The sequence below is a fragment of the Streptomyces sp. NPDC045778 genome (genome assembly GCF_056431945.1).
Window position 1 is genome coordinate 57,295 of the sequence record NZ_JBWKJZ010000015.1, and the last position, 21,910, is coordinate 79,204.

The 21,910-nt window shown below is 73.2% G+C and carries 19 protein-coding genes; 7 read left to right on the forward strand and 12 right to left on the reverse strand.

Features of this window, described 5'->3' with window-relative positions; all coding sequences use genetic code 11:
• From AC07GB_RS20580 to AC07GB_RS20590, 3 genes are all read left to right on the forward strand, one after another.
• The gene (locus AC07GB_RS20580) at positions 1-1,023 is read left to right on the forward strand and encodes a TolB family protein (RefSeq protein ID WP_478847409.1); all 1,023 of its coding nucleotides are present in this window, start codon (positions 1-3) and stop codon (positions 1,021-1,023) included.
• 118 nt (positions 1,024-1,141) lie between these two features.
• On the forward strand, positions 1,142-1,552 hold the full coding sequence (locus AC07GB_RS20585; protein WP_478847411.1) for a RidA family protein: 411 nt from the start codon (positions 1,142-1,144) through the stop codon (positions 1,550-1,552).
• A complete protein-coding gene (locus AC07GB_RS20590; protein ID WP_478847413.1) occupies positions 1,549-1,992 on the forward strand; it encodes an N-acetyltransferase family protein in 444 nt (147 codons plus the stop codon). The genes AC07GB_RS20585 and AC07GB_RS20590 overlap by 4 nt, the downstream gene beginning before the upstream one ends.
• Before the next feature lie 19 nt (positions 1,993-2,011).
• Here AC07GB_RS20590 and AC07GB_RS20595 read toward each other — a convergent pair whose 3' ends face one another.
• The 3 genes from AC07GB_RS20595 to AC07GB_RS20605 are packed head-to-tail and all read right to left on the reverse strand — an operon-like array spanning position 2,012 to position 5,962.
• Positions 2,012-2,983, reverse strand: coding sequence for a glycoside hydrolase family 6 protein (locus AC07GB_RS20595; RefSeq protein ID WP_478847415.1), 972 nt, complete (start codon positions 2,981-2,983; stop codon positions 2,012-2,014).
• Positions 2,984-3,038: 55 nt separating this feature from the next.
• Positions 3,039-4,592: a YfcC family protein gene (locus AC07GB_RS20600; protein WP_478847417.1), complete on the reverse strand. Its 1,554-nt coding sequence runs from the start codon at positions 4,590-4,592 to the stop codon at positions 3,039-3,041.
• Positions 4,589-5,962 carry a M20/M25/M40 family metallo-hydrolase gene (locus AC07GB_RS20605; protein WP_478847419.1) on the reverse strand — a complete coding sequence of 458 codons (1,374 nt, stop codon included), beginning with the start codon at positions 5,960-5,962 and terminating at the stop codon, positions 4,589-4,591. Before AC07GB_RS20605 ends, AC07GB_RS20600 begins: the two co-directional genes overlap by 4 nt.
• Before the next feature lie 137 nt (positions 5,963-6,099).
• Between AC07GB_RS20605 and AC07GB_RS20610 the strand changes: the two genes are divergently transcribed.
• On the forward strand, positions 6,100-6,519 hold the full coding sequence (locus AC07GB_RS20610; RefSeq protein WP_478847420.1) for an RNA-binding S4 domain-containing protein: 420 nt from the start codon (positions 6,100-6,102) through the stop codon (positions 6,517-6,519).
• A gap of 10 nt (positions 6,520-6,529) precedes the next feature.
• Here AC07GB_RS20610 and AC07GB_RS20615 read toward each other — a convergent pair whose 3' ends face one another.
• Positions 6,530-7,531, reverse strand: coding sequence for an acyltransferase domain-containing protein (locus AC07GB_RS20615; protein WP_478847422.1), 1,002 nt, complete (start codon positions 7,529-7,531; stop codon positions 6,530-6,532).
• Positions 7,532-7,607: 76 nt separating this feature from the next.
• Between AC07GB_RS20615 and AC07GB_RS20620 the strand changes: the two genes are divergently transcribed.
• On the forward strand, positions 7,608-7,865 hold the full coding sequence (locus AC07GB_RS20620) for a DUF6343 family protein (RefSeq protein WP_478847424.1): 258 nt from the start codon (positions 7,608-7,610) through the stop codon (positions 7,863-7,865).
• A 14-nt stretch (positions 7,866-7,879) separates the two neighbouring features.
• On the opposite strand, the gene AC07GB_RS20625 is transcribed toward AC07GB_RS20620, so the two are convergent.
• From AC07GB_RS20625 to rpsA, 4 genes are all read right to left on the reverse strand, one after another.
• Entirely contained in the window at positions 7,880-8,275 is a 396-nt protein-coding gene (locus AC07GB_RS20625) for a tetratricopeptide repeat protein (RefSeq protein WP_478847426.1), read from the reverse strand.
• A gap of 72 nt (positions 8,276-8,347) precedes the next feature.
• Positions 8,348-8,953 (reverse strand): dephospho-CoA kinase, encoded by a 606-nt coding sequence (gene coaE, locus AC07GB_RS20630; RefSeq protein WP_478847428.1) that lies wholly within the window; start codon positions 8,951-8,953, stop codon positions 8,348-8,350.
• A 23-nt stretch (positions 8,954-8,976) separates the two neighbouring features.
• A complete protein-coding gene (locus AC07GB_RS20635) occupies positions 8,977-9,915 on the reverse strand; it encodes a PAC2 family protein (protein WP_478847430.1) in 939 nt (312 codons plus the stop codon).
• Between the two features lie 232 nt (positions 9,916-10,147).
• The gene (rpsA, locus tag AC07GB_RS20640) at positions 10,148-11,653 is read right to left on the reverse strand and encodes a 30S ribosomal protein S1 (RefSeq protein WP_478847431.1); all 1,506 of its coding nucleotides are present in this window, start codon (positions 11,651-11,653) and stop codon (positions 10,148-10,150) included.
• A gap of 295 nt (positions 11,654-11,948) precedes the next feature.
• Between rpsA and AC07GB_RS20645 the strand changes: the two genes are divergently transcribed.
• Positions 11,949-12,845 (forward strand): class I SAM-dependent methyltransferase, encoded by an 897-nt coding sequence (locus AC07GB_RS20645; RefSeq protein ID WP_478847433.1) that lies wholly within the window; start codon positions 11,949-11,951, stop codon positions 12,843-12,845.
• Between the two features lie 167 nt (positions 12,846-13,012).
• On the forward strand, positions 13,013-15,571 hold the full coding sequence (hrpB, locus tag AC07GB_RS20650) for an ATP-dependent helicase HrpB (protein ID WP_478847435.1): 2,559 nt from the start codon (positions 13,013-13,015) through the stop codon (positions 15,569-15,571).
• 3 nt (positions 15,572-15,574) lie between these two features.
• Here hrpB and pgfA read toward each other — a convergent pair whose 3' ends face one another.
• The 4 genes from pgfA to polA all read right to left on the reverse strand — a co-directional run bounded on the left by pgfA (position 15,575) and on the right by polA (position 21,793).
• Entirely contained in the window at positions 15,575-16,582 is a 1,008-nt protein-coding gene (pgfA, locus tag AC07GB_RS20655) for a cell envelope lipid trafficking protein PgfA (protein ID WP_478847437.1), read from the reverse strand.
• Between the two features lie 11 nt (positions 16,583-16,593).
• Complete coding sequence (locus AC07GB_RS20660; protein ID WP_478847439.1) at positions 16,594-16,728, reverse strand: SPW_0924 family protein; 135 nt, start codon at positions 16,726-16,728, stop codon at positions 16,594-16,596.
• Positions 16,729-16,933: 205 nt separating this feature from the next.
• Positions 16,934-18,733 (reverse strand): lytic transglycosylase domain-containing protein, encoded by a 1,800-nt coding sequence (locus AC07GB_RS20665; RefSeq protein ID WP_478847441.1) that lies wholly within the window; start codon positions 18,731-18,733, stop codon positions 16,934-16,936.
• Between the two features lie 330 nt (positions 18,734-19,063).
• Positions 19,064-21,793, reverse strand: a complete 2,730-nt coding sequence (gene polA / locus AC07GB_RS20670) for a DNA polymerase I (protein ID WP_478847443.1) — start codon at positions 21,791-21,793, stop codon at positions 19,064-19,066.
• Between the last annotated feature and the right edge of the window lie 117 nt (positions 21,794-21,910).

A 21,910-nucleotide genomic window follows, 5' to 3' on the forward strand; every position in this document is an offset into this window, starting at 1 on the left:
ATGACCCGCCCGCGCCCGACGACCATGAACCCGTCCCTGTACTCCCGGCCCCGCGTCCTCGCCGTCGCCGTGGCCGCCGCCCTCCTCGCCACCGTCGCCGTCACCTACACCGTGCGGGCGGCGCGCGAGGCCCCGCCCACCGTCACCACCTCCGAGTTCGCCCTGGACCGTGGCCAGTTGTACTTCCGCTCGACCGGCGCCGGGTCGGGCCGCGTCGCCCGGCTCCCGCTCGCGGGCCGGGGGCCGCGCACCACCGGAGGCCCGACGTGCGAGCGCTTCCACGCCGCCGGGGGCACCGGCCTGTGCCTGCTGCGTCGCCCCGGCATCCCGCCGAAGGCGTACGCCGTGGTGCTCGACGGCAGGCTGCGCGAGAAGCGCCGCGTCGCGCTGCCGGGCATCCCGAACCGGGCGCGCGTCTCGGCGTCGGGGCGAATCCTTTCGTGGACCATGTTCACCACCGGCGACTCGTACTCGGGCGGGGGCGGCTCCTTCTCCACGCGCACCTCGATCCTGGACACCCGCACCGGTTATCTGATCAAGAACATGGAGGAGATCCCGCTCACCCTCGACGGCCGCCGCCACCACTCCCCCGACGTCAACTACTGGGGCGTCACGTTCGCCCGCGACGACAACCGCTTCTACGCCACCGTCTCGACGAAGGGCAAGACGTATCTCGTCCGCGGCGACCTGCGGAAGTGGGCGGCGACGGCGCTGCGCGAGAACGTCGAGTGCCCGTCGCTGTCCCCCGACAACACCCGCCTCGCCTTCAAGAAGCGGGTGCGCGAGGGCACCTCGGACCCATGGCGCCTGTACGTCCTCGACCTGCGCACGATGCGTGAGCGCCCGCTCGCCGAGCACCGCTCCGTCGACGACCAGGCGGCCTGGCTCGACGACGGCACCCTGGCCTACGCCCTGCCGGGCCGCGCAGGGCGGAAACAGGACATCTGGACCGTCCCCGCCGACGGCTCGGGCCGCCCCGAGCTGCGCATACCGGGCGGCAGTTCCCCCGCGGCCGTGCGCTGACGCCGCGTACGCGCCACGACGACCCCACGAGCACGCCGCGTACACGACAGCCCGAACGTGCCACCGCCGGACGAAAATTGAGGTGCGCCCGCGGCGGCGCACCTCGCACGATGCCCCCATGACTGAGCACCGCACCGTCGTCCCGTCCCTCTTCCCGCCCCCCGGATACGCCCACGCCGCCGTCGTCGAAGCCGGTACGCGGCTCGCCTTCATGGCGGGTTCCGTGCCCCTGGACGCCAAGGGCGCGCTCGTCGGCGAAGGCGACGTCGCGGCGCAGACACGTCAGGTCGTCGCCAACCTCGACGAGGCCCTGCGCGCCATCGGCAGCGACCTGTCGCAGGTCGTGTCCAGCACCGTGTACGTCGTCGGGCACGAGCCCGGCGCGCTGACCGAGGCCTGGGAGGTCGTCCGCGCCTCGGGCCTGCTCACCGGCGAGCCGCACCCGTCCACGCTGCTCGGCGTGACCGTGCTCGGCTATCCGGGCCAGCTCGTGGAGATCACCGCCACCGCGGTGGTGCCCGCCGCGTGACCGTCACCCTGCGGGCCGCCACCGCCGGGGACGGCGCCGCCGTGGCGGAGGTCTATCTCCGCTCGTACGACGCCGCCCTGCCGGCCGTGCGCCGGGCCCACACCGACGACGAGGTGCGGGACTTCATCCGGCACGTGGTGGTGCCGCGCGGCACCACGTGGGTGGCCGAGGCCGCGGGCGCGGTCGTCGGCATGATGGTCCTGGACGGTGGGCGGCTCAGCCAGCTCTACCTCGCCCCCGCCTGGCGCGGCCGCGGCGTCGGCGACCTCTTCGTCGCCCTCGCCAAGGAGCGCAGCCCGGACGGCCTGACCCTGTGGACCTTCCAGGTCAACGCGCCCGCCCGGCGGTTCTACGAGCGCCACGGCTTCACCGCCGCCCAGTGGACGGCCGGTGACAACGAGGAAGGCGAGCCGGACGTGCGCTACGACTGGCGGCCCTGACCCGTCGGGCGCCGCCCCGCTAGATGCGGGAGTTCCGCGCGAGTTCCAGGGCGTAGCGCGGCCACCAGTCCCCGGCCTCCGGCCCGCCTCGGCAGGTGCCGTCGGACTCGCCGGGGCGCTTCACCCACAGGTAGGCGTCGACGGCCGGGTCACCGGTGCGCGTGGTGGGCGCCGTGCCGAGGGCGCGGCCGGGCGGGTTGCACCACGGCTCGGTGCCCGCGTACGGGCCGTTGCCGTTGCGGCTGGAGTCGATGACGAAGCGCGTGCCGCCGCCGAGGGCCTGGACGATGCGGTGTCCGTACGCCGCGCTCACCTGGTCGGTGTGGAAGTTGGACACGTTCAGGGCGAAGCCGTCGGCCTGGTCGACGCCCGCCCGCCGCAGCGGGGTGACGAGCCGCCCCACCTGCGGGATCCAGGTGGCGTTGCCCGCGTCGACGTACACCTTGGCGCCGGGCTGCCGCTTGAGCCGGTCCACGGCGTACGCGAGCAGCTCGTACCGCTCTTCGGTGTCGGCGCCCGCGCAGCCCGCCACCGCGTGCGCGACGGCGTCCGGTTCGACGATCACGTACGCGTCCCGCGTGCCGAGCCCGGCCGCGAAGCCGTCGATCCACGCCCGGTAGTGGTCGGCGTCGCGCGCGCCGCCCGCCGAGTAGGCGCCGCAGTCGCGGTCCGGGATGAAGTACGTGACGAGCACGGGGGTGCGCCCCGCGGCGGCCGCGCGCTCCACGAACGACCGCACCACCGGGCCGGGCCCGTCCTTGCTCAGCCACTCGGCCTGCGGCCGCACCGAGATCCGGGCCATCAGCCAGGCGTCGGTGAGCCGCCCCTGCCGCAACCACTCGGCGGCCTGCCGCGCGGCGCTGGTGTCCGGGTTCACCCAGAACGAGACGTCGGCGCGCCGCGCTTCGGCCGCGGGGGCCGGGACGGCGGCCAGCGCGCACAGGCCGAGCGCGGCGACGAGGACACTGCGGACGATGGCCTGGGACGGCATCCGGGCTCCCTGGGTCAGCACGGCGAGGGGCGGGTTCGCGGGGACGGCGCCCCCGTCACGTCACCACCGCACCCAAGGCCACGAACCCGCAGATCAGCACGGCCAGGATCGCGAGCAGCGGCCACACGAACCGCAGGTACCGGTCGTAGCCCACCTTCGCCAGGGCCACCCCGCCGATGGTCACCGCGGTCGTGGGTACCCACAGGTTCATCCATCCGCTGGCCGCGGCCCAGGCGGTGACGACGACCGACCGCGAGACCCCGGCGAAGTCCGCGAGCGGCGCCAGGATCGGCATGGCGAGCGTGGCGTGCCCGGACGTGGACGGGATCAGGAAAGCGAGCGGCAGGTTCACCAGGAACACGATCACCGCGAACACCCCGGACGACGTCCCCTTGACCACGCCCTCGATGGAGTGCAGGACCGTGTCCGTGACCCGCGAGTTGTTCATGATCACGGTGACGCCCCGGGCGAGGACGATCACCAGGGCGGGCGAGATGAAGTCGGCCGCGCCCTGGACGACGGTCGCGCTGAGCTTCTGCTCGCCCATCCGCGCCACCAGGCCCACGAGCACCGCCGCGCACAGGAACAGGGCGGCCAGCTGCGGGAAGGACCAGCCCAGCTCGAAGCCGTACGGCTCCGCGTCCGCCTTCCCGGTGAGCGCGCTCGACCACGGCACCACCGAGAAGATCATGAAGGCGAAGACCAGGGCGACGACGACCAGGATCACCTGGTGGAGGCGGGTCAGCTCGGGCACCTCGGCGTCCGGCCGCCCCGCGCCCGCCGCCTGCTCGCGATCGCCCGGCAGGAAGCCGCTGAGGGAGCGCTCGGGGTTCCTGCGCACCCGCCGCGCGTACCAGACGACGTACGCGACCGTCACTCCCGTGAGCACCAGCCACATCGCGAACCGCAGCACGATGCCGTCACCGAGGGAGATGTCCGCCGCCGACGAGGCCACTCCCGTCGCGAAGGGGTTCACCGTCGAGCACAGCACGCCGACGCCCGCGCCCAGGATGATCGCGCCGACGGCCGTCATGCGGTCGTAGCCGAGGGCCAGCATCAGGGGCACGATCAGGCCGTAGAAGCCGAGCGTCTCCTCGGCGAAGCCCTCGACGGTGCCGAGGACGGAGAACACCACCATGACGCCCGCGATGAGCAGCGCGCCGCGCTCGCGCAGCCGGTGGGCGAGCCGGCCGATGCCCCGGTCGAGGGCACCGGTGGCGAAGACGACGGTGATGAACGCGCCGATCGCGAGCACGAAGAGGAATACACCCGCGCTGCCGTACAGATCACCGGTCAGATCCGGGCCGACCTGGCCCGACCTGGGGTCCTGGATGCCGTACAAGCCGTTGACGGGCGCGAGGAAGAGATCGTTGAGGCGGTCGGTGAAGGACTGGTCGCCCGCGACGCGGTGGTAGCTGCCCTGGACGGGGGCGCCCTTGTCGTCGCGGTCGTACTCCCCGGACGGGATCAGGAAGGCGAGCAGCCACACCGCCACGGTGACGACGGCGAGCACGGTCAGGGCACTGGGGAAGGTGAACTTCCGCTTCCCGGCGGGCTCTTCGGGCGCGGACGGAGGTGCGGGCGGAGGTGCGGGCGGGGACGATGTCATGCCGTGCCTCCCGCCCGGCCACCGGCGCGGAAGCCGTCCGCGTACTCGCGTACGAAGGCACCCATGGCCACCACGGTGTTGCGCAGCTCGGAGAAGAGGACGCGCTCGTTCGGGGCGTGCAGATTGCACATGCTGTCCTGCGCGCCGAAGAGCAGCACCTCCGCTTCGGGCGCCGCCGCGGCGAGCCCGTTGACCAGCGGGATCGAGCCGCCGGTCGCCACGTACGAGGCGTCCGTGCCCCAGGCCTCCTTGAGGGCGGCGCGCGCGGCGCGGTAGGCGGGGCCGCCGGTCGTGGCCTCGTAGCCAGGTCCCGTGTCGCCGGGTGTGACGGTCAGCGGGACGCCGAAGGGCTTGAGGGACCGCAGGTGCTCCACGAGCGCGTCCCGGGCCTCGCGCGGATCCTGGCGTGGATGGAAGCGCAGGTTCAGCTTCGCCCTGGCGTGCGGCACGACCGCCGAGGCGGCGTGCTCCACGCCCGGCGCGTCCAGGCCGATCACGGTGATCGCGGGCCCGCTCCACAGCCGCTCGCCGAGGCTGCCGCCGCCGATCAGCGGTACGCCGTCGCGCACGCCCGCGAGGTCGCGGAACTCCTCCTCGGTGTACGAGGTCCCGGTCCACTCCTCGCGCCGGAGCCCCGCCACGGCCACGTCGCCGTGGACGTCGTGGAGGGTGGCGAGGGCCTTGAGCAGGACGAGCAGCGCGTCGGGCGCGGCGCCGCCGAACTCGCCGCTGTGGCGCGGCTCGTCGAGCGTGCGCACCTCCACGACGACCTCGGCCGCGCCGCGCAGGCCGGTGGTGAGGGTGGGGGTGCCGGGGCGGAGGTTGCCGAGGTCGGCGATGACCATGGCGTCGCAGGCGAAGCGCCCTGGATCGGTGGGCGGGTAGCCGTCGAAGGCGCTGCCGTACTCCTCCTGGCCCTCCACGACGATCTTCACGCCGACGGGCGGGCGGCCCCCGTACGCGCGCAGCATCCCGAGGTGGGCGATGACGTTGGACTTGTCGTCGGCGATGCCCCGCGCGCGCAGCCCCCCGTCGACGGGCGTCGGCTCGAAGGGCGGCGACCGCCACAGCTTCTCGTCGCCGGGCGGCTGCACGTCGTAGTGGCCGTACAGCAGGACGGTCGGGGCGCCGGGGCCGGGCGGCGGGATCTCGCCGTAGACGACCGGTGCGGTGCCGGGCAGGTCGAGGCGCTCGACCACGGGCACGCCCGCGTCCCGCAGCAGCGCGGCCACCAGGTCGTGGGCCTCCTCCACGGGCCCGCTCGGGAAGCCGGGGAAGGCGATCGAGGGGATCGACGACAGCCGTACGAGGTCGGCGCGCAAGCCGTCCATCAGGCCGTCGACCGTGGTTGCTAGCTCTTCGGGCGTCATGGGTAGCACCTCAGGATCAGCTGTCATGCGTGATTTGCCGTGATAAGCCCGAATTATTGGGTGCGGTGGCTCGCGGATTCCGGACGGCTCGCCGTGCGCCCGGGCCGCCCGCACCGATGCCGCATTAAGGTCGACGCATGGCTTCGGAGACTTCGGGAGGCGACGCGACGGGCAACGCCGTGCGCGTCGACAGCTGGATCTGGTCGGTACGCCTGGTCAAGAGCCGCTCGATGGGCGCGGCCGCCTGCAAGGGCGGGCACGTGCGCGTCAACGGCGAGCGCGTGAAGCCCGCGTACGGCGTGAAGCCCGGCGACGAGGTCCGCCTCCGCCAGGCCGGGGGCCGCGAGCGGGTCGTGATCGTCAAGCGCGTGATCCGCAAGCGGGTGGGCGCGCCCGTGGCGGTCGAGTGCTACGTGGACAACAGCCCGCCCCCGCCGCCGCGCGAGGCGGTGGCCCCCGCCGGCATCCGCGACCGCGGCGCGGGCCGCCCCACGAAGCGCGACCGCCGCGAACTGGACCGTCTGCGCGGCGCCCTGGAGCAGCCCCCGGCCCCCTAGCGCGGGGCTCCTAGAGGCGGAACCAGCCGTGGCCGCCGTACCAGTGGCCGCCCGCCCGCAGGTGGTCGCCGACGGCCCGCTGCACCCGGGTGCGGCGTGGCAGCCCGGCCACCGGCAGGTCCCGGTCCCCGAAGACGAAACCGATCGGCACGGTGTCGTCGGGCTCCTCGTCGCCGTACGTCGTGGCGAGCCGGAAGCGGTCCTGGAAACGCACGATGTTCGCGTCGGCGGGCAGATACCGCTTCAACTGCGGGTCGAGCAGCCACGAGTGGCACACCGCGACCTCGTAGCGCTCCTGGGGGAAGTGGCGCGGGAAGAACTCCCGGGCCAGCGCCACCGACCGGTCGCACGCCTCGGGCGACAGCGGACCGTGGAAGTCCGGTATGTGCACGCTCAGGCACAGGTCCTCGGGGCCGAGGCGGAGCCCGGCCCGCGTGACGGCCTCGGCCATGCGCTCGCCGAGCCGCGCGCGCTGGAACTGCAGCCGCCCCAGCTGGTACAGCTCGCCTCTGAAGTGCAGCGCGTTCCACGACGGCACCGGCACGCCGCGGCCCCCGTGCCCCCTGCGGTGCACGGCCATGTGCCGCCCGAGGTCGGCGAGGGTGCGGCGGGCGACGCCCTCGGGTATGCCGTGGCGGCGGTGGTACGCGCGCACGTGCGGCAGCGCGGCGAGGAACACGTACACGTAGAAGCAGCTGCCGAACTCGCCCAGTTCCTCCGGCAGGACCGGTGTGCGGGGCTGCGCCCCTGGCTCGCCCAGGTCCCGCACGAGCGCGTCGACGCACCGCTCCAGGAGCCACCGGGTGTCCTCGTGCCCGAGCACGTGCGCGCGCAGGGCCACCAGCTCGTTGACGTCCTCGTGGGGCACGGCCAGGTCGAGGAGGACCTCGGCCAGCTCGTCGGCCTCCGGCAAGACGGTGGCGACCCGCGGCTCCCCCGCGTCCGCGAGGTCCTTCAGCCACGCGGCGAGCCCCTCGTCACTCTCCGCCGCGGCCCGCAGCACGTCCAGCACAGCCCCACCTACCCCTCGGTCGCCCCTTCCGCTCCGCCCGCGCCGGGTGGACCCTGGAAGGAGGAGATGACGTCCGATGCGCACAGGCAGTGAACCGGTCACGGCACGCAGCCCCTTGCGCATGCGCTTCTGGTTCAGCGTATGGGGCCTGATCTGGGCGAGTGCGGGCACGGTGGCCTTCGCGCTCGCCGGGCGCCCCGGCTGGGCCGCGGCGTGCGGCGTCCTGTGGGTGGTGATCACCGTGGACATGACGCTCGTGCTGCGCCACATCCGGCAGGGGCCGCACTACCAGCCCGGGCGCGAGGTCCCTCCCTACGAGCCGCCGAAGGCCTGAGCGCGCCGGGGCCGTCACACGCGGCCGCTGGGGCCGTCCGTGTCCTCGGGGGAGTCGAAGCGGGCCGCCGCCAGATACTCCGGCTGCGGGTCGAGCGCCGCCGCGAGCCGGAAGTGGCGGCGCGCCTGGTCGGGCCGCAGGGCGCGCTCATAGGTGCGGGCGAGCGCGAAGTGCGCGAACGCGTTGTCCGGCTCGCGCTCAAGAACGATGCTGAACTCCAGCTCGGCGGCGCGCAGTTGGGCGGAGGCGAAGAAGGCGCGGGCGCGCAGCAGCCGCGCCGCCGTGTTCTCCGGGTGGGCGGCGATGACCGTGTCGAGGAGCTTCACCGCGCCCCGGGGATCCCGTGCGGCGAGGAGCTGCTCCGCCGCGCGGAAGTCGATGACGTGGCTCTCCGGGCTGCTTTCGGGCACGCCGGACTCCTTCCCTTGCCTCTGTGCGTCAACGCCCCGGGCGCGTACGCGTATTCCGCTACGCCCGCGGCCCTAAGGGGCGCTTCGCGCCCGTTCCTGGAGGTCCTGCCAGACGGCCGCCACGCGGGGGGCGAGGGTGTCGAGCGGGCCGTCGTTGTCGATCACGATGTCGGCGATCTCCAGGCGCTTCTCGCGCGTGGCCTGGGCGGCCATCCGGGCGCGGGCGTCGTCCTCGGTCATGCCGCGCAGCCGTACCAGGCGGTCGAGCTGGGTGGCCGGGCTCGCGTCGACGACGATCACCAGGTCGTACAGCGGCGCGAGCCCGTTCTCGGTGAGCAGCGGCACGTCGTGCACGACCACCGCGTCCGGGGCCGCCGCCCGCTCAAGCTCGGCCGAGCGCGCGCCCACCCGGGGGTGCACGATGCCGTTGAGCGTGGCCAGCTTGGCAGCGTCGGCGAAGACGATCGCGCCGAGCTTCGGCCGGTCCAGGGAGCCGTCCGGGGCGAGCACGTGCTCGCCGAAGGCCGCTACGACCTCGGCGAGCCCGTCCGTGCCGGGCGCCACCACCTCGCGCGCGATGCGGTCGGCGTCGATCAGGACGGCCCCGGACGCGACAAGGAGCCGCGACACCTCGCTCTTGCCGGCGCCGATACCGCCGGTCAAACCCACCTTCAGCATGACCGGCAGCTTAGGCCCTGGCGTCAGCCGTCGCCTTCCCGCTCCGCGAGGAAGCGCTCGAACTCCAGGCCGATCTCGTCCGCCGACGGGATGTCCACGGGCTCGGCGAGCATGTTGCCCCGCGACTCCGCGCCCGCGGCCGCGTCGTACTGGTGCTCAAGTCCCTGTACGAGCGCGACCAGTTCCTCGTCGCCCTCCTGGATCTGGCGGTCGATCTCGGTCTGGGTGCGGTGGGCCTCCGTGCGCAGCCCGTGCGCGACGGACGGCAGCACCAGGCCGGTGGCGGCGGTGATCGCCTCCAGGACGGTGAGGGCCGCGTCCGGGTACGCCGACCGCGCCACGTAGTGCGGCACGTGCGCGGCGACGCCGAGCACGTCGTGGCCCGCCTGGGAGAGGCGGTACTCGACCAGGGCCTCCGCGCTGCCGGGCACCTGCGCCTCGTCGAAGGGGCTGGTGTGGCCCGGCACCAGGTCGGTGCGGGTGCCGTGCGGGGTGAGGCCGACGGGGCGGGTGTGCGGGACGCCCATCGGGATGCCGTGGAAGTTCACCGAGAGCCGGACGCCGAGCCGTTCGACGATCTCCTTGACGGCGGCGGCGAAGCGCTCCCACTCGATGTCCGGCTCGGGTCCTGAGAGCAGCAGGAAGGGCGCGCCGGTGGCGTCCTGGAGCAGCCGCACGTCGAGCGTGGGCTCCTCGTAGTCGCTCCACTGGTCGCGGCGGAAGGTCAGCAGCGGGCGGCGCGCGCGGTAGTCGACGAGCCGGTCGTGGTCGAAGCGCGCCACGACCTGTCCGGGCAGGCTGTCCACGAGCCGCTCGACGATCTGGTCGCCGGTCTCGCCCGCGTCGATGTATCCGTCGAAGTGGTAGAGCATGACAAGACCGGCCGACTCCTGGGCAAGCGCCATGTCGACGACCGCGAGCCCCTTGGGCTCCCACGCGTACAAACCCTGCGGATCAAGCACAGTGACCGCTCCTCCTCGTGTTCGTAGACCAGAACACGCCCTGGAAGGCGGGCATTCCCGCCGTCGGCGATTGCCGCGGGGGCGCCCCGACGGGGCGCGGGGCTGTGGTCGGTATGCGCTCCGCCGCGCGGGCGCGACCAGCCGGAGAGGACTCGCGGACGAGGGAAAAGCACGGCGGGCCGCACCCCAGTCGGGGTGCGGCCCGCCGTTTCAGCTAGCGGCAGTTAGAGCCTCAGCTCTGGCCGCCGGCGAGCTTCTCGCGAAGCGCGGCGAGCGCCTCGTCCGAAGCCAGCGCGCCGGAGTTGTCCGGACCCTCGGAGGAGTACGAACCGCCGCCGCCACCGGAGGCGGCCGGAGCCGCAGCCGCGGCGTCGCCGCCCTCGGCCGCCGCCTGGGCGTCGGCCTCGCGGGACTTGATGACCTGAGCCTGGTGCTGCTCGAAGCGCTGCTGCGCCTCGGCGTACTGGGTCTCCCACGCCTCGCGCTGGGCGTCGAAGCCCTCCAGCCAGTCGTTGGTCTCCGGGTCGAAGCCCTCGGGGTAGATGTAGTTGCCCTGGTCGTCGTAGGACGCGGCCATGCCGTACAGGGTCGGGTCGAACTCGACCGACGCCGGGTCGGCACCGAAGGACTCGTTGGCCTGCTTCAGGGACAGCGAGATCCGGCGACGCTCGAGGTCGATGTCGATGACCTTGACGAAGATCTCGTCGTTGACCTGGACGACCTGCTCCGGGATCTCCACGTGGCGCTCGGCCAGCTCGGAGATGTGGACCAGACCCTCGATGCCCTCGTCCACGCGGACGAACGCACCGAACGGAACCAGCTTCGTGACCTTGCCGGGCACGACCTGGCCGATCTGGTGGGTGCGGGCGAACTGCTGCCACGGGTCTTCCTGGGTCGCCTTCAGCGACAGGGAGACGCGCTCGCGGTCCATGTCGACGTCCAGGACCTCGACCGTGACCTCCTGGCCGACCTCGACGACCTCGGACGGGTGGTCGATGTGCTTCCAGGACAGCTCGGAAACGTGGACCAGACCGTCGACGCCACCCAGGTCCACGAAGGCACCGAAGTTGACGATGGAGGAGACGACGCCGGAGCGGACCTGACCCTTCTGGAGGGTGGTGAGGAACGTCTGGCGGACCTCGGACTGGGTCTGCTCGAGCCAGGCGCGGCGGGACAGGACCACGTTGTTGCGGTTCTTGTCCAGCTCGATGATCTTCGCCTCGAGCTCCTTGCCCACGTAGGGCTGGAGGTCGCGGACACGGCGCATCTCGACCAGGGAGGCCGGGAGGAAGCCGCGGAGGCCGATGTCGAGGATGAGACCACCCTTGACGACCTCGATGACGGTACCGGTGACGATCCCGTCCTCTTCCTTGATCTTCTCGATGGTGCCCCAGGCACGCTCGTACTGGGCGCGCTTCTTCGAGAGGATCAGGCGACCTTCCTTGTCCTCCTTCTGGAGAACAAGGGCCTCGATCTCGTCACCGACAGCGACGACCTCATTCGGGTCGACGTCGTGCTTGATGGAGAGCTCGCGGCTCGGGATGACGCCTTCGGTCTTGTAACCGATGTCGAGCAGGACCTCGTCCCGGTCGACCTTCACGATGACGCCGTCGACGATGTCGCCGTCGTTGAAGTACTTGATCGTCTCGTCGATCGCGGCGAGGAAGGCTTCCTCGTTACCGATGTCGTTGACCGCAACCTGCGGGGTGGTGGCGGTGGTCTCGGTGCTGCTCGTCATGTGGGAAAGGGCTCCGGTACGGACATTGAAGTCGTAGGTACTGCATACGCCGGAGCCCGTTTCGCTCTGCAGAAGCCGGACAGCTCTAGAGGCGCCGGCTTCCGGAGATCCCGAAGGAACGGAAAGCGCCTCGACAACCGAGGGGACATACAACAGACGCGAGCGCAGCCTGCTATGTCTGAGGAACGCAGGCTCGCAGCGCAACTTGTAGCATACGGGGGCCGCCCGACAGGGTCAATGCGCGAAGGCGCACACCCGGGGCGGAACGCCGCATACCCGGCACAAATCCAGTTCCATGAGGCCACACGGGCCGCAGCGCGCTCTGCCGCGTCGCCTTCCGGACGGCGGCGCCCGCAGCGTACCGACGAGGGAGCAGATCATCCAAGAGCACGGCACGTCCGAGCCTCAGGCCACCCGTCGTGACACTGATGTCACGGAGAGTGTGCGAGCCAATCGGGGCTGGTGGGACCGGAACGCGGACGAGTACCAGACCGAGCACGGCACGTTCCTCGGCGACGACCGGTTCGTCTGGGGGCCCGAGGGCCTCGACGAGGTCGAGGCGGAGCTGCTCGGCCCCGCGGAGGGCCTCAAGGGCAAGGACGTCCTGGAGATCGGCGCGGGCGCGGCCCAGTGCTCGCGCTGGCTCGCCGGCCAGGGCGCGCGGCCCGTGGCGCTCGACCTCTCGCACCGCCAGCTCCAGCACGCCCTGCGGATCGACGGCGGCCGGGTGCCGCTGGTGGAGGCGGACGCGGGCGCGCTGCCCTTCGCGGACTGCTCCTTCGACCTCGCCTGCTCCGCGTACGGGGCGCTGCCCTTCGTCGCGGAGCCGGTGCGGGTGCTGCGGGAGGTGCAGCGGGTGCTGCGGCCCGGCGGCCGGTTCGTGTTCTCAGTGACGCACCCGATCCGCTGGGCGTTCCCGGACGAGCCGGGCCCCGAGGGCCTGTCGGTGGCCGCCTCGTACTTCGACCGCACACCGTACGTCGAGCAGGACGACAGCGGCCGCGCGGTCTACGTCGAGCACCACAGGACGCTCGGCGACCGGGTCCGGGACGTCGTCGCGGGCGGCCTTCGCCTGGTGGACCTGGTGGAGCCGGAGTGGCCCGCGTGGAACACCCAGGAGTGGGGCGGCTGGTCCCCGCTGCGCGGCAACCTGATCCCGGGGACGGCGATCTTCGTGTGCGAGCGGGACTGAGCGCTTCGCTGGAATTGCCGCGACGGGCCGTCGATTGTCTGCGGGAGCGTCGTGGCCGGTCGCGCCCGCGCGGCGGAGCCGCATGTCAGCACAGCCCCGCGCCCCCTCGGGGCGCTCCCGTACCGCAGCGGACTTCGCCCCCGCCGGGTCCGTACGACACTGGGGGCGTGATCCGTGACGCCGCCCTGAACCTGCCCGTGCGCGAGGCGCTGCCCGCGCTGCGCGCCGCCCTCGACGGGCCCGGAGCCGCCGTGCTCTGCGCGCCTCCCGGCACGGGCAAGACCACCCTGGTGCCGCTGGCCCTCGCGGGCCTCACCGAGCGTGACGCGCCGGCCCGTCGTGTGGTCGTCGCCGAGCCCCGCCGGATCGCGGCCCGCGCCGCCGCCCGCCGGATGGCCTGGCTGCTCGGCGAGAAGGCGGGCCAGACCGTCGGCTACACGGTGCGCGGCGAGCGCGTGGTGGGCCCGCACACGCGCGTGGAGGTCGTCACGACCGGCGTCCTGCTCCAGCGGCTCCAGCGCGACCAGGAGCTGGCGGGCGGCGGTGGGGTCGACGTCGTCATCCTGGACGAGTGCCACGAGCGGCACCTGGACGCGGACACCGCGGCCGCCTTCCTGATCGACGTACGCGAGACGCTGCGCCCGGACCTGAAGCTGGTGGCGGCGTCCGCGACGACGGACGCCGCGGCCTTGGCGCGGGTCCTCGGGGACGCGCCGGTGGTGGAGGCGGCGGGTGTCGCGCACCCCGTGGAGGTGGTGTGGGCGCCGCCGAAGGATCCGGTGCGGCCCCCGCACGGCCTGCGCGTGGACCCGGCGCTGCTCACCCACGTCGCCGCGGTGGTGCGGCGGGCGCTGCGGGAGCGCGAGGGCGACGTGCTGTGCTTCCTGCCGGGGGCCGGCGAGATCGGCCGCGTGGCCGGGCAGCTGGCCGGGCTCGCGGACGTGGAGGTCCTCCAGGTGCACGGGCGCGCCCCCGCCGAGGTGCAGGACGCGGTGCTCGCCGGGGGCGAGCGGCGGCGCGTGGTGCTCGCGACGTCGGTGGCCGAGTCGTCCCTGACGGTGCCGGGGGTGCGGGTCGTGGTCGACTCGGGCCTGGCCCGCGAGCCCCGCGTGGACCACGCGCGCGGGCTCAGCTCCCTGACGACGGTACGGGCCTCGCAGGCGGCGGGGCGGCAGCGGGCGGGGCGTGCCGGACGCGAGGCGCCGGGCGCGGTGTACCGCTGCTGGGCGCAGGCGGAGGACGGCCGCCTGCCGCGCTTCCCCGCCCCCGAGATCAAGGTCGCGGACCTCACGGCGTTCGCCCTCCAGGCGGCGTGCTGGGGTGACCCCGGCGCGAGCGGGCTCGCGCTGCTCGACCCGCCGCCCGGTGGCGCGATGGCGGCCGCGCGCGAGGTCCTGACGGCCGTCGGCGCGGTGGACGCGGGCACGGGCCGTGCCACCGAGCGCGGCCTGCGGCTCTCCCGGGTGGGGGCGCATCCCCGGCTCGCGCGCGCCCTCCTGGACGCCGCGCCGCGGGTCGGCGCGCGGCGGGCCGCGGAGGCGGTGGCGCTGTTGAGCGAGGAGCCGCCACGGGAGTACGGCGACGACCTGGCGGCGGCCCTGCGCGCCGCGCGGCGCGGCGGCGACGGGTACGCGCCCCGGTGGCACGCGGAGGTCTCCCGGCTCACGGCCGCCGTGGGCTCCGGGGCTTCCCGGCCGCCCGCCGGTGACGCGGCGGCGAAGGCGTCCGGCGACGACGCCGTCGTCGGGCTCGTGGCCGCCCTCGCCTTCCCCGAGCGCGTGGCCCGGCGCACGGCGGACGGGACGTACCTGATGGCGGGCGGCACCCGGGCCGAGACAGGGCCGGGGTCCGGGCTCGGCGGGGCGCCCTGGGTGGCCGTGGCGGTGGCCGACCGCCCCGTCGGCGCGGGCCACGCGCGCGTACGGCTCGGCGCGGTCGTCGACGAGGACGCCGCGCGGGCCGCCGCCGCCTCCCTGTACGCGGCGCGGGACGAGGTCGCCTGGGCAGACGGGGACGTGGTCGCCCGGCACGTGGAGCGCCTCGGCGCGGTGGAGCTGGCGGTGCGGCCGCTGCGTGACCCCGACCCCCACCTCGTCCGGGAGGCGCTGCTCGAAGGACTGCGCCAAGGAGGCGTGGCGCTGCTGCGCTGGAGCAAGGACGCCGTCGCGCTGCGGGACCGGCTGCGGTTCCTGCGCCTTCACCTCGGTGAGCCGTGGCCCGACGTGTCCGACGCGGCGCTGCTCGCGGTGCCCGACGCGTGGCTCGAACCGGAGCTTGGCCGGGCGCGGCGCCGCGCCGACCTGGCCCGGATCGAGGCCGGGCAGGCGCTGACGCGGCTCCTGCCGTGGGCGGGCGGTGAGGCGGCCCGTCTGGACGTGCTCGCGCCGGAGCGCGTGGAGGTGCCGAGCGGCTCCCGGATCCGGGTGGACTACACGGATCCGGAGCGGCCGGTCCTCGCGGTGAAGCTTCAGGAGATGTTCGGGCTCGACGCCACGCCCCGGGTGGCCGGGGTGCCGCTCCTCGTGCACCTGCTGTCGCCCGCGGGGCGTCCGGCGGCGGTCACCGCGGACCTGGCGTCGTTCTGGCGCGAGGGCTACCGCTCGGTGCGGGCGGAGCTGCGCGGCCGCTATCCGAAGCACCCCTGGCCGGAGGATCCGGCGCGGGCCGCGCCCACGCGGTACACCAAGGCCCGCCAGGAGAGGGCCGCGCGAGCCGAGGGGGCCTGACGGTCAGGCGTTCGCCGGCTGCGGCCGGGGTTCGGGCTCCCCCGTCGGCTCCGGGTCGCCGGGGGTGCGGCCGCGGGCCTCCAGCCAGAGGGCGAGGGCCAGCAGCAGCACGCCGAGGCCGAGGAAGCCCCACGGCAGGTACGAGGTCATGAGCAGGATCAGGACGCGCTGGGACTTGACCAGGTCCACGGTGTGGCGGATGTAGTCCTCGCGCATCTTCACGTGCCCGGAGAACGCGGTGACCTTGTCGCGGTCGCCGAGCAGGGTGCCGCCGCGCAGCTCCTCCTTGTGGATCTCCTCGCCGTAGACGGGCGCCCCGGTGGTCGGCTCGATCCAGAACTTGCGGACCGTGGTGTACCAGCGCGTGGTGCCCGTCTTGGCGATGGACTCGGGCGTGATGCCCTTGACCGGGAGCGTCTTGGGCATGGGGACCTCGGTCCAGGGGATGGTCTGCTCGAAGTAGTAGACCTCGACGCCCCGGAAGGTGCGGGTGCCCCGGTAGTGGATGGGCTTGGTGACGCGGGCCTGCCCGTCGAAGTACTCGTAGTCCCGCTTCTTCGTCAGGAAGGGCCATTTGAACTCGATGCCCTCGCGCCGCACCGGGTCGCCGTCGACCATCTCGCCGGTGGCGTGGACGGGTTCCTGGCTGTGGGCGTCGAAGATGTAGCGCTCGGGGATCTTGGAGACCATCTTGCCGTCGGGTCCTTGGACGTACGACAGCGTGTCCCAGACCACGACGTCCCGGGAGGAGTCCCCGTCGTTCTTCTCGATCCTCTCGGAGGCCTCCACGTTGCCCTTGAGGGTCTGCACGATGGTGACCTTGGGGACCTTCTCGGCCTTCATGGTGCCGTAGTCGATGAGGGTCGCGGGCTTCGCCTCCAGGACCATCGTCTCGTACCGGCCGGGCGGGATCTTGACCAGGCGCGGGAAGGCGTACCAGCGGAGGAGCGGGGCCGTGGTCGCGAAGAACACGGCGAGGGCGAGCAGGACCAGAGCGGCCTTGCGGCGCATCGCGGCCCTCCCTAGGGGTGCTCGGGGACGGTGGTGAGCAGCGGCTTCGGCGAGGTCTCGCCGGCCGGGGCGCCGATGGCCGTGACGGTGAGGACCAGGGCGAGGGCGACGGCCAGGCCGGTGGCGGCGGCGATGAGGGCGCGCATGGGGGCCTCCCGGGCGGTCTCGGGGCCGGACGCGGCTGACCGCCCGCCCGTAGCTGACTGTTCGTCAGAGCGGGGGCACCGTAGCAACGCGCGGATGAGATGAGAACAGCTCGCGCGGATCCGGCCGCGGGTCGCCGGGAACGCGGACCGCCCCCGCGCCGTGAGGGCGCGGGGGCGGTCTCGGGGTGTGCCGGGGGCGGTCCCGTCAGGCGCTCGGCGACGCGGAGCCGGACGGGGTCGCGGAACCGGACGGCGACGCCGAGCCGGACGGGGTGGCCGAGGGCGACTCGTCGGGCTCATCGGTGACCGGCTCCGTCACCTTCAGCTCGACGAGGAGCGTGCCGCCGCCCTCGGTGACGACGCGCAGCAGATACGTGCCCGCCGTGTCGTCGGCGTACAGCTTCGGCAGCAGCAGCTTGCCGTCGGCGTCCGTCCTCAGGCCCTTGAGGGTGCGCACGGGCTTGCCCGCGGCGTCCTTGAAGTAGGGGCCCTTGTCGTTTACGACCGGGCTCTCCTTCGACTTGACCAGCGTGGCGGTGGCGGCGACACCGGCCGCGGGCTTGTTCTTGTACGTCGCCTTGGCCGCGACCCGCTCGGCGAAGGCCTGGCCCGCCACGCACGTCAGCGGCTCGTCGCCGACGCGGACGAGCTTGTCGGCCTTGCGTGCGGTGACCGTGCCGGGCACCTTGACCGGGGCCAGGGAACGGCTCACCACCAGAGCGCGGACGGAGAAGTCGCCCGTCGTCTCGCCCGCGCGCAGCTTCGGCGAGACGGCAAGGCCATGGGCGTCCGTGAGGACGGTGACGCTGCGGGCGCCGCCCTCGAAGCGCGTGTCCGTCTTGCCGCCGATGGTGAACCGGATCTTCGCCTTGGGCACCTCGACGCCCGAGCCGGTCACGGCGAGCACCGACGGGCGCTCGGCGAAGGCGTCGCCCGCGGTCGCGGTCAACTCGATCGGGCCGGCGTTCTTCAGCTCGAAGACCCGGTCCTGCGGGGACGGCGGCTTGGGCTTCGGCGGCTGCGGCTTCTGCGGGTCGCCGCCGCCGCCCGGCTGGTGCGAGCCGCCGTTGCCGGGGTTGCCGGAGCCGTCGCGCGGCGGCGGGGTGTACCTGCCCTCGCGCTCCACCGGGGTGGTCTCGGGGCGCGAGGAGGGCGGCGTGGTCGGGCCGGGCCGCCGCGGCCGATCGTCGCTGCGGTCGCCCGGCAGCTGACCGGTGCCGTCGGGGATCTCGTGGGTGCCCTTGCGGTAGTACTCCAGCCACGACAGGACCGTGTTCAGGTACTCCGTGGACCGGTTGTAGCTGAGGATCGCGGCGTTCAGGTCGTCCTTGACGGCGAGGTCCCGGCCGTTCCCGCACAGGTAGTGCGCGGCGGCGAGCGCGGCGTCGTAGATATTGTTCGGGTCCTTCTTGCCGTCGCCGTTGCCGTCCTGGCCGGAGGACGCCCAGGTCGAGGGGATGAACTGCATGGGGCCGACGGCGCGGTCGTGCGTGGTGTCGCCGTCGAAGGCGCCGCGGTCGGTGTCCGTGATCTTCGCGAAGCCGTTGCCGTCGAGGACCGGGCCGAGGATCGGCGTGAGGGTCGTACCGTCGTCGTCGACGCGGCCGCCGCGGGCCTGGCCCGACTCGACCTTGCCGATCGCGGCGAGCAGCTGCCAGGGGAGGTTGCAGCCGGGCTTCGCCGTGCGCACGGCCGCCTCGGCCTTCTTGTACGCGTCCAGGACCGTGGCGGGCAGACCGGCCTCCGCGCCGCCCTTGGGGCCACCGGGCTTGCCGTTGGGCGGCACCGGGCTTTCGAGGGGCGGCAGGTCGGTGTAGTACGGCGAGTCGCCGGTCGCGGAGTCGCCGTCCGGCGGCGGCGCGGAGTCGGCTGCCCATTCGTCACGCGGCTGGTCCGTCGTGGCCACGCCCGGGGCCTGCGAGGCGGCCAGGGCCGCCACCGCCGCGGCGGCGACCGCGGTGGTCACCGTCGCCTTGCGCAGCCGCTTGCCGAATACCGGCGCCATGTCCGTGAATCCCTCCCCTTGACGACCTGCTCGAACCGCCCCGGTGCGCGCATGGGCGCCCTCAGGGGACGGCTCAGGCGACACTACGACAACTCTCGGAGCCGAGACACCTGTTCGCGTCCGATTTTGTCTGATTGGCCAGTCACGGGCCTGTACCGGTTCTCCTACCGGTCCGCGACCGTTCACTTCCCCGTGGCGGCGGCCCCGGCGGCCCCCACCCGCGGCCCGGCGTACAGCTCGTCGGAGCGCCGGGCGGGCCAGGGTCTCCGAGCCCGCCCGGCGTCCGAGGACGAGACCGCAGGCCGCTGAAGTGCGGCCCGGGCCGGGAGGCTAGTGCGCGGCCGACTCCCAGTCAGGGCCCACGCCCACCGACACGTCCAGCGGCGCGCGCAGCGACACCGCCCCGGCCATCTCCCTGCGCACCAGCTCCTCGACGGCCTTCCGCTCGCCCGGGGCGATCTCCAGGACGATTTCGTCATGGACCTGGAGCAGCATCCGCGAGGTCAGCCCCGCCTCCGTAAGCGCCCGGTCCACGTTCAGCATCGCGACCTTGACGATGTCCGCGGCCGTGCCCTGGATCGGCGCGTTCAACGCCATCCGCTCGGCCATCTCACGGCGCTGCCGGTTGTCGCTGTTGAGATCCGGGAGATAGCGGCGGCGGCCCAGCATCGTCTCCGTGTACCCCGTGGCACGCGCGTCGTCGACGACGCGCCGCAGATAGTCGCGCACCCCGCCGAACCGCTCGAAGTACGTGTCCATCAGGACACGGGCCTCCGCCGCCTCGATGTTCAACTGCTGGGAGAGGCCGAACGCCGACAGGCCGTACGCCAAGCCGTACGACATCGCCTTGATCTTGCGGCGCATCTCCGCGTCGACGTCCTTGCCGTCCACGCCGAACACCTGCGAGGCCACCGTGGTGTGCAGGTCCTCACCCGACGTGAACGCCTCGATGAGGCCCTCGTCCTCCGACAGGTGCGCCATCACGCGCAGCTCGATCTGGCTGTAGTCCGCCGTCATCAGGGACTCGAAGCCCTCGCCCACGACGAAGCCGCGGCGGATCGCCCGGCCCTCGTCCGTCCGCACCGGGATGTTCTGCAGATTCGGATCCGTCGACGACAGCCGGCCGGTGGCCGCCACCGTCTGGTTGTACGTCGTGTGGATGCGGCCGTCCGCGGCGATCGTCTTGACCAGGCCCTCGACCGTCACGCGCAGCTTCGCCTGCTCACGGTGGCGCAGCATGATGACGGGCAGCTCATTGTCCGTCTGGGCGGCGAGCCAGGCGAGCGCGTCCGCGTCCGTGGTGTACCCGGTCTTCGTCTTCTTCGTCCTGGGCAGGCCCAACTCGCCGAAGAGGACCTCCTGGAGCTGCTTGGGCGAGCCCAGGTTGAACTCGTGGCCCGCCGCCGCGTGCGCCTCCTTCACCGCCTGCTGCACGGCGCCCGCGAACTGCTGCTCCATCGACTCCAGATGCGCGCGGTCCGCCGCGATGCCGTGCCGCTCCAGGCGGGCGAGGAGCGCCGACGTCGGCAGCTCCACATCCGTGAGCAGCCCGGCCGCGCCGACCTCCGGCAGCTTCTCGCCGAACGCCGTGCCCAGGTCCAGGATCGTGCGGGCCTGCACCATCAGGGCGTCGGCCGCGGCCTGCTCGTCGTCCTCCGTACCGAAGGCCAGCTGTCCGTCGGACTCGGCGGCGGGCACCAGCTCACGGCCCAGATACTCCAGGGACAGCGCGTCCAGGTCGAAGGAGCGGCGGCCCGGCTTCACCAGATACGCGGCGAGCGCGGTGTCCATGCTGACGCCCTCGACGCTCCAGCCGTGCTCGGCGAAGACGCGCAGTACCGCCTTGGCGTTGTTCAACACCTTCGGCTTCTTCGCGTCGGCGAGCCAGGACGCGAACGCCTTCTCGTCGGCCTCGTCGAGCTGCGCCGGGTCGAACCAGGCGGCGGCCCCGCCGGCCGCGGCGAGCGCGACCTCGGTGACCGAACCCGTGCCGAGCGACCAGGAGTCGACCGTCGCCAGGCCGAGGACCGCCTTGCCGTGCTCGGCCAGCCACGGCGCCACCTCGCCCGTGCCGAGCACCGCACCGTCAAGCTCCACGCCCTCGGCGACGGGGGCCGGCTCGGCCTCCTCCGCGCCCGGGTCCACCGCGAGCAGGCGCTCCCGCAGCGACGGATTGCGGATCTCCAAGGTGTCCAGGACCATCGCGACCGCCTTGCGGTCGTACGGAGCGCGCGCCAGGTCCGCGACCGTCCGGGACAGCTCGACGTCACGCACCATCTCCGTGAGCCGGCGGTTCAGCTTCACCGCCTCCAGGTGGTCGCGGAAATTCTGCCCCGCCTTGCCCTTGACCTCCTCGGCGCGCTCCACCAGCTCCGCGAAGGAACCGAACTGATTGATCCACTTCGCGGCCGTCTTCTCACCGACGCCGGGGATCCCCGGAAGATTGTCCGAAGGGTCGCCGCGCAGCGCCGCGAAGTCCGGATACTGGCTCGGGGTGAGGCCGTACTTCTCCTGGACCTTCTCCGGAGTGAAGCGCGTCAGCTCCGAGACGCCCTTCGTCGGATACAGCACCGTCACATGGTCGGTGATCAGCTGGAAGGAGTCCCGGTCGCCCGTGACGATGAGGACCTCGAAGCCCTCCGCCTCCGCCTGCGTGGCGAGCGTCGCGATGACGTCGTCCGCCTCGAAGCCGTCCACCGCGAAGCGCACCGCGCCCATCGCGTCGAGCAGCTCGCCGATCAGCTCGACCTGGCCCTTGAACTCGTCCGGGGTCTTCGAGCGATTCGCCTTGTACTCCGCGAACTCCTGCGAGCGCCACGTCTTGCGCGACACGTCGAACGCGACCGCGAAGTGCGTGGGCGCCTCGTCACGCAGGGTGTTCGCCAGCATCGACGCGAAGCCGTAGATCGCGTTCGTCGGCTGGCCCGTCGCCGTCGTGAAGTTCTCCGCGGGCAGCGCGAAGAACGCCCGGTAGGCCAGGGAGTGCCCGTCCATCAGGAGCAGGCGCGGCCGATCGCCGGCGGTCGTCTTCTCGGTCTTCTTCGATGCTTTCTCTGCCACGCCCCCGATCCTGCCACGCCCCACTGACACTCGGCCCCGCCCCGGCCGCCCACCGCCCCGGTGTCGGGCGCGCCTACCGCGCGTCGCACGCCGGGCACGCGCCGCGACGGCCGCCGG

Coding starts and splice junctions, on each gene's coding strand:
- AC07GB_RS20605 (WP_478847419.1), bottom strand. CDS start 5,962: ATGACGCCCGAAGAGCTAGCAACCACGGTCGACGGCCTGATGGACGGC.
- coaE (WP_478847428.1), bottom strand. CDS start 8,953: ATGCTGAAGGTGGGTTTGACCGGCGGTATCGGCGCCGGCAAGAGCGAG.
- AC07GB_RS20595 (WP_478847415.1), bottom strand. CDS start 2,983: ATGCCGTCCCAGGCCATCGTCCGCAGTGTCCTCGTCGCCGCGCTCGGC.
- AC07GB_RS20645 (WP_478847433.1), top strand. CDS start 11,949: ATGAGGCCACACGGGCCGCAGCGCGCTCTGCCGCGTCGCCTTCCGGAC.
- AC07GB_RS20610 (WP_478847420.1), top strand. CDS start 6,100: ATGGCTTCGGAGACTTCGGGAGGCGACGCGACGGGCAACGCCGTGCGC.
- AC07GB_RS20600 (WP_478847417.1), bottom strand. CDS start 4,592: ATGACATCGTCCCCGCCCGCACCTCCGCCCGCACCTCCGTCCGCGCCC.
- AC07GB_RS20585 (WP_478847411.1), top strand. CDS start 1,142: ATGACTGAGCACCGCACCGTCGTCCCGTCCCTCTTCCCGCCCCCCGGA.
- AC07GB_RS20580 (WP_478847409.1), top strand. CDS start 1: ATGACCCGCCCGCGCCCGACGACCATGAACCCGTCCCTGTACTCCCGG.
- AC07GB_RS20665 (WP_478847441.1), bottom strand. CDS start 18,733: ATGGCGCCGGTATTCGGCAAGCGGCTGCGCAAGGCGACGGTGACCACC.
- pgfA (WP_478847437.1), bottom strand. CDS start 16,582: ATGCGCCGCAAGGCCGCTCTGGTCCTGCTCGCCCTCGCCGTGTTCTTC.
- AC07GB_RS20660 (WP_478847439.1), bottom strand. CDS start 16,728: ATGCGCGCCCTCATCGCCGCCGCCACCGGCCTGGCCGTCGCCCTCGCC.
- AC07GB_RS20620 (WP_478847424.1), top strand. CDS start 7,608: ATGCGCACAGGCAGTGAACCGGTCACGGCACGCAGCCCCTTGCGCATG.
- rpsA (WP_478847431.1), bottom strand. CDS start 11,653: ATGACGAGCAGCACCGAGACCACCGCCACCACCCCGCAGGTTGCGGTC.